Genomic DNA, 5,703 nt, shown 5'->3' on the forward strand with positions numbered 1-5,703 from the left:
TTCGGCGGGGAGCCGATGACGCAGGCACCCACCCTCGCCGAACGCCTCGGCCCGACCGACGGAAACGTCCTCCCCGACTCGGTCTCGGGCCGCGAACTCGTCCTGGACCCGGCCGGCGTCGCCTTCCACACCGTGTTCACCCGACACGGCACCGGCCTCGTCCCCGGCGTGCCGCGCGAGCCCACGACCCGGTTCCTCATCCGACCCGACCCGACCCGACCCGACCCGACGCCACCGCCGCCGACTACGCTACGCGGCCTTCGTCGCCCTCATCGATCAGGGACAACGCTGCGAGGGCTCGATCCTGCTCGGCGCCCAACACGCCGTCCCGGAACCGACATCCGCCGTCCTGGAACCGACATCCGCGGGCCTGGAGCCGACATCCGCGGGCAACGCTTGCCGGACGCACTCGTGGCGCGCGAACCTGCAATGCCCGCACTGCCACCACAACGAGCACGGCACCCGCCGGCCCGACGACCGGTTCACCCGCATCTTCGACCGGGTCCAACACGGCGGTATCCGCCACCGCCCCGGGAGTTCGCCTGTCCCTCGGTGTCCGGCTCGGCGCCGCAGGCGTTACACAGTGGCCTGTGGAGCCATCGACTCGGGGTGGAACTGCTCGACGCGGTCGCGCCTGGTGTACATGTTCCAGTAGTGCTGCGCGAGGTCGTCCGGGTCGACGACCGGGAACTGCGGACCGTCGGCCGACTCGAAGGCGGCCTGGGCCGCGGCGGACACCTCACTGCGGGCGATCAGGGACGCGATGGTCAGGGCGCCTACGTAGATACCTGTGTCGGCCAGCTCGGCGTTGAGGGAGTAGAGGTAGTTACGGGTGGCGGACATCACCGGGCCCAGGCCGCTGAGATGGGGCATCGGCTGCGCCGCCGAGTAGCCCTGAGCCAGCAGGAAGGCACCGTCGCCGCGCTCGGTCCACTCCGGCAGCACAGCCCGGACCACCTCGACCGGGGTGAACAGCAGCAGCGGGGTCAGGCCCTCCAGGGTGGCCGCGTCCAGCTCGGCGGCCGGGGTGAAGCCTTGGTCGCCGCTGATCGGCCCGTACTCGACCACGTCGATCCGGCCGAAGCGGTCGCGGATCGCCTCGACGAGAGCCGGCACCTCGGCGGGCTTGGAGAGATCGGCGGAGAACGCGACCGCCTCGATGCCTTCACCGGCGAGCACCTCGACGAGAGCGTCCAACCGGCCCTTGCCGCGGGCCACCAACGCGACCCGGAAACCCTCACGCCCGAAGCGGCGGGCCACGGACACACCCAGACCGGTACCGGCACCGAAAACGGCGATCACTTTGGACATAGGACTACTCCTTGCCATGGCAGCGTTCTTGACCCTGGGGTCAACTTGCCTGTCGACGGTAACATGTGACTTGACCCAGGGGTCAAGTTAATCTCGTGGGGAATGCGACCATGGAGGCCGCAATGCCGGAGCCGGGAGGAACGACCTGATGCGGGCCGACGCGCAACGCAACGCGGAGAAACTGCGGGCAGCCGCCGCCGAGCTCTTCCAGGAGCGCGGCCTCAAGGTGCCCCTGAAAGAAATCGCCCGCCGGGCCGGTGTCAGTCACGGCACTCTCTACAACCTCTTCGGCACCCGCGAGGCGCTCATCGACGAAGTGGTGGCCGGCCTGGCCGCGGACCGTCTCGGCGAAGCCGCCGAGCGCGCCCTGTCCTTCGAGGAGGCCGGGGAGGGGTTCGCGTACTACGTCGAGAAGGTCTGTGAACTGCAGGCCACCGATCCCGCGGTCGCCGACGTCGTCAGCGGACGCTTTCCGGCTGCCGAGTGCCTGATGGCCATCTGCGGCCGGGCGCAGGACGCCGCCACGCGGATCATCGAACGAGCCCGACTGGCCGGCGCCATCCGCCCGGACTTCACCGGCGAGGACCTGCTGCTCTTCTTCGGTACCAACGCTCTGCTCGCTCGCGCAGTCGCGGACACCGCGCCCGATGCCTGGCGTCGCCAAGTCGCCTTCCTGCTTGACGGCCTGAGCACGAAAACAGCGCAAGGTCCGCTTTCCGTCGCCCCGCCGACCCCGCAGCAGCTGTACGAGGTGATGGGCAGGCTCGCCGGCGGCACGCCGTAGCAGGAGCGGACGCCTCCGGAAGGGGCGCCTCAGGGAGCGGAAGGACGTCCCACGCCGCCTCGCCCGCCTCGCTCGCCTCTCGGGGCACGCTGTCGCCGCTGTCCTGTTCCGGCCGGGCGCCGGTACCGGCGATCGGACGTCGGGGGAAGGCATGACGGCGGGCTCCGACGATGACGAACCACGCCGCGGCCGTGGGCACGGCGGCGAGTAGCGGCAAGGAAGCCACTCCCAGACGGTCCCGTACCTGCCCGTCCGCGATGGAACCGCCGCCGATACCGAAGTTGACGCCGATGACGTACAGCGCGGACACCGCGGCCTGGGCCTGCGGTGCGGCCGTCAGCGCGGCGGACTGCAAGAGGGTGGGCAGACCCGCGAAGGCAGGCCCCATACGACGATCAGCACGAGACTCACGAACGTGGCCCTGCCCGTGGCGGCCGACGCCGCGAAGACCGGTGCCATCGCGCCGGCGTAGAGCAGGGTCGCGCCGCGGGGACGGCGGTCGACCAGTACGCCGGTGGTCCACACTCCGACAACTCCCGCGAGTCCGAAGCCGAGCAGCGCCGGGCCCACCGCTGCCGAGCCGACGCCGATGTGCCGCAAGTAGGGCGAGATGTAGGAGTAGAGGATGAAGTGGCCGAGCATGACCAGGGTCGTGGCGACGGTGACGGCGAGCACGCCCGGGAGTTTGACGGCGGCAGGGCCGTGACCCGCGTCGCAGCGGGGCCGGACGCCTCAGGCAGCAGGAGTCGTGCGGCGACGAGGGCGAGTGCGGCCACCGCGGCGAGCAGGATGAAGGCGCTGCGCCGGCCCAGTGTGTCGCCGACCGTGGTTCCCAGCGGCACGCCGAAGGCCAGCGCGGCGGACTTGCTCGCGAATACGACGGCTACGGCGCGGCCCGCCCGCTCCGAGGGGACCAGGCGGGTGGCGTGAGCTGTCTCGGCGCACCGGGATCAGCAGCCGCTCGCTGCGCTCTTACGAGCAACTGGGCCTGCTGCACCCCCGTCGTCTCCCCAACGGCTACCGGGATTTCTCCGAGGAGTCCCTCGTATGCGCCGAGCGGGTTCGCGACCTGCTCAGGTCCGGCCTCGGCAGGGGGAGAGTCGCTGCGGGCGAAGGTGGAGGTGGAGGTGGAGGTGGACACGGAACTCGCCGCCGGCCTGGCCCGCGAACCGGACAACATTCAGAGCAATATCGACATTCTCACCAGGCACCGCGACGCCATCCAGGCCCACTTGGCCGAAGCACGTCTCGCGACGGATTGAGCCCGCCCTCGCGCGACCGGCATGCCCGACTGGCTTTATTCACGAGTAGCGGTTCTGGCTCAACTTCTGTGGACTGTGCACGCTGAGTCACGGACTTGGGTCCTCTGGGCTCTGGGGAAGTTGCCTGGAATTGGTCGGTGATCGGCTTGGTATGCCCGACAGTTCGGTGTCGTGGATGAGATCTTGCTCCGGCCGGAAGAGCTGCTGTTTCCGTCGATCGCGCACGTCGCGGTGTTGTCGGTCGATGTGGACGACGAGGTTGTGCGCGTGGAGGCCCGGTGCACCAGGGCCGGTGCCTCGTGTCCGGTGTGTGGAGCCTGGTCAAACCGTGTGCACGGTTCCTACCTGCGGTTTCCCGCCGATGTGCCGTGTGGGGGCCGGAAGTTGGTGTTGCGCTTACACGTCCGCCGATTCGTTTGCCGCGACGAGTCGTGCGCTCGAAGGACCTTCGTCGAGCAGATACCGATGCTGACCCGCCGCCACGGTCAACGGACCGAGCGTCTGCGCAACACAGTGGCCGAAGTCGGCCTCGCACTCGCCGGGCGTGCCGGCTCCCGTCCGGCCGGTGTCTTCGGGATCTCGGTGAGTCGCAGTACGGTCCTGCGGCTCGTCGAGGCCCTGCCCGAACCGACCGTTCCCGACCCGCGCGTGGTGGGCGTCGACGAGTACGCGACACGCAAGGGCCGCTTCTACGGCACCTTGTTGGTCGACGTCGAGACGCGTCGGCCGATCGACCTGTTGCCCGATCGGGAGGCAGCGAGCCTGGCCGCCTGGCCGAGCGAACGGCCGGGGATCGAGGTCGTATGTCGAGACCGCGCCCCGTTCTTCGCCGAGGGCGCCACCGCCGGCGCACCCCAGGCCGTCCAGGTCGCCGACCGATGGCACCTGTGGCACAACCTCGGCCAAGCCGCAGAACGCAGCGTCGCGGACCACGGCAAATGCCTGCGTGTCCTGGTCCCGGAAGTGCCCCGACCCGGCCCGGAACCGGAGCGGGTCGAGGCCGATCCGTCGGGCTCGCCGTGGCCCACCGGCCACCGGTTCGCCGACCGGACCCGGGCCAACCACGCCGAGGTCCACGCGCTGTTGGCCACCGGCATCAGCCGCCGCGCAATCGAGAGGCAACTGCGGATGACCAGTCGCACCGTGAAGCTCCTCGCCGACGCGGTCGCCCCGGAAGATCTCTTTCGGGGCCAGTGGCAGGGCCGACAGTCCGTGCTCGACGCCTACAAGCCCTACCCGGACGACCGTTGGAACCAGGGATGCACCAATGCGTGGAAGCTGTGGGAAGAGATCGTGCCGCTCGGCTACCGAGGCAGCTACCAGCGAGTCCGCGCGTACTTTCGCGCCAAGCGCCTCTCGCCGGATTCGCCGACCGCGACCTCGACTCCACCGTCCCCTCGGAAGGTGGCCGGATGGATCCTCCGCCCCCCGACTCCCTCGACGAGACCGAACAACTCCGGCTGAAGGCCGTTCTGGCCAACTGCCCGGAACTCGACGCCCTCACCGGCCACGTCCGGTCCTTCGCGCGAATGCTCACCGAACGCCGAGGCGAACAACTCCCGGACTGGCTCGACGCGGTCCGCCGCGACGACCTTCCCGGCCTCCACACCCTTGCCGCGGGCATCGACCGCGACCGCGATGCGGTCATCGCCGGGCTGACTCTGCCCTGGAACTCCGGCGTCGTCGAAGGACACGTCAACCGCATCAAGATGCTCAAGCGCCAAATGTTTGGCCGTGCGGGCTTCCGACTCCTCAGAAAACGCGTCCTGCTCGCATGACATCCGCCTACGGACGATACGTTGTCGGGAACGAGAGAAGACCGCCCGTGGACACCCGCATCCCCCGGATCCGCCGCAAACTGGCCGCCGTTCCATTCCACCCCCACCGCAGCCATTCGTTCGGCGAAGAACTGCACCGGTTCCGTCTCGGCCCCACCATTCCCAACTCCCGACTGACCGCCTTCGAGGACACCCACGCCGTCGTCCTCCCGGATTCGTACCGGCAGTTCGTGCTCCACATCGGCGGCTCGGGCGCCGCGCCGTTCTACGGCCTGTCGGACCCCACCGGCCCCGAGCAACCCCCCCTCTACACGATGGATCCCCCCGGCACCGCTCGTGGATTCAGCCTTGCCGACCCCGAGGAATCCGGGCACGACCTGTTCCTTCGCATCATCGACATGGGATGCACCGACCTGGCCCTCATCGCGATGACCGGGCCCCTCACCGGACGAATCGTCATCGGCAACGCGGACGGCTGCTGGGGCCCGAACGTCTCCTCCGCCCGCGACTTCCTCGGCTGGTACGAGCGATGGCTCGACCACATGACGGCCGGCAAGGACAACCGCGC

General features: G+C 69.5%; 7 protein-coding genes and 1 pseudogene. 6 read left to right on the plus strand and 2 right to left on the minus strand.

Annotated elements, in window-relative coordinates:
* Positions 1-576: 576 nt before the first annotated feature.
* The gene (locus GT354_RS39820; RefSeq protein ID WP_161361291.1) at positions 577-1,311 is read right to left on the minus strand and encodes an SDR family NAD(P)-dependent oxidoreductase; all 735 of its coding nucleotides are present in this window, start codon (positions 1,309-1,311) and stop codon (positions 577-579) included.
* Between the two features lie 148 nt (positions 1,312-1,459).
* On the opposite strand from GT354_RS39820, the gene GT354_RS39825 reads away from it, so the two are divergent.
* A complete protein-coding gene (locus GT354_RS39825) occupies positions 1,460-2,095 on the plus strand; it encodes a TetR/AcrR family transcriptional regulator (RefSeq protein WP_161361294.1) in 636 nt (211 codons plus the stop codon).
* A gap of 336 nt (positions 2,096-2,431) precedes the next feature.
* On the opposite strand, the gene GT354_RS55050 is transcribed toward GT354_RS39825, so the two are convergent.
* A complete protein-coding gene (locus GT354_RS55050) occupies positions 2,432-2,770 on the minus strand; it encodes a hypothetical protein (RefSeq protein WP_237535906.1) in 339 nt (112 codons plus the stop codon).
* A gap of 136 nt (positions 2,771-2,906) precedes the next feature.
* Between GT354_RS55050 and GT354_RS56820 the strand changes: the two are divergent.
* The 5 genes and pseudogenes from GT354_RS56820 to GT354_RS39845 all read left to right on the plus strand — a co-directional run.
* A pseudogene (locus tag GT354_RS56820) lies at positions 2,907-3,170 on the plus strand (MerR family DNA-binding transcriptional regulator); the annotation flags it as partial.
* Positions 3,171-3,228: 58 nt separating this feature from the next.
* The gene (locus GT354_RS56825) at positions 3,229-3,357 is read left to right on the plus strand and encodes a hypothetical protein (protein WP_346012386.1); all 129 of its coding nucleotides are present in this window, start codon (positions 3,229-3,231) and stop codon (positions 3,355-3,357) included.
* Between the two features lie 306 nt (positions 3,358-3,663).
* On the plus strand, positions 3,664-4,821 hold the full coding sequence (locus GT354_RS39840; protein ID WP_346012385.1) for an ISL3 family transposase: 1,158 nt from the start codon (positions 3,664-3,666) through the stop codon (positions 4,819-4,821).
* Positions 4,770-5,135: a transposase gene (locus GT354_RS55055; protein ID WP_237535907.1), complete on the plus strand. Its 366-nt coding sequence runs from the start codon at positions 4,770-4,772 to the stop codon at positions 5,133-5,135. The genes GT354_RS39840 and GT354_RS55055 overlap by 52 nt, the downstream gene beginning before the upstream one ends.
* A 47-nt stretch (positions 5,136-5,182) precedes the next feature.
* The coding region (locus GT354_RS39845; protein ID WP_161361296.1) for an SMI1/KNR4 family protein at positions 5,183-5,703 on the plus strand (521 nt) is incomplete at its 3' end.

The organism is Streptomyces sp. SID3343 (assembly GCF_009865215.1).
Classification (GTDB): Bacteria; Actinomycetota; Actinomycetes; order Streptomycetales; family Streptomycetaceae; genus Embleya.

Bases quoted from the DNA above. Each gene is read 5' to 3' on its own strand.
- GT354_RS55055 (WP_237535907.1), top strand. From the start codon at position 4,770: ATGGATCCTCCGCCCCCCGACTCCCTCGACGAGACCGAACAACTCCGG.
- GT354_RS39820 (WP_161361291.1), bottom strand. From the start codon at position 1,311: ATGTCCAAAGTGATCGCCGTTTTCGGTGCCGGTACCGGTCTGGGTGTG.
- GT354_RS39825 (WP_161361294.1), top strand. From the start codon at position 1,460: ATGCGGGCCGACGCGCAACGCAACGCGGAGAAACTGCGGGCAGCCGCC.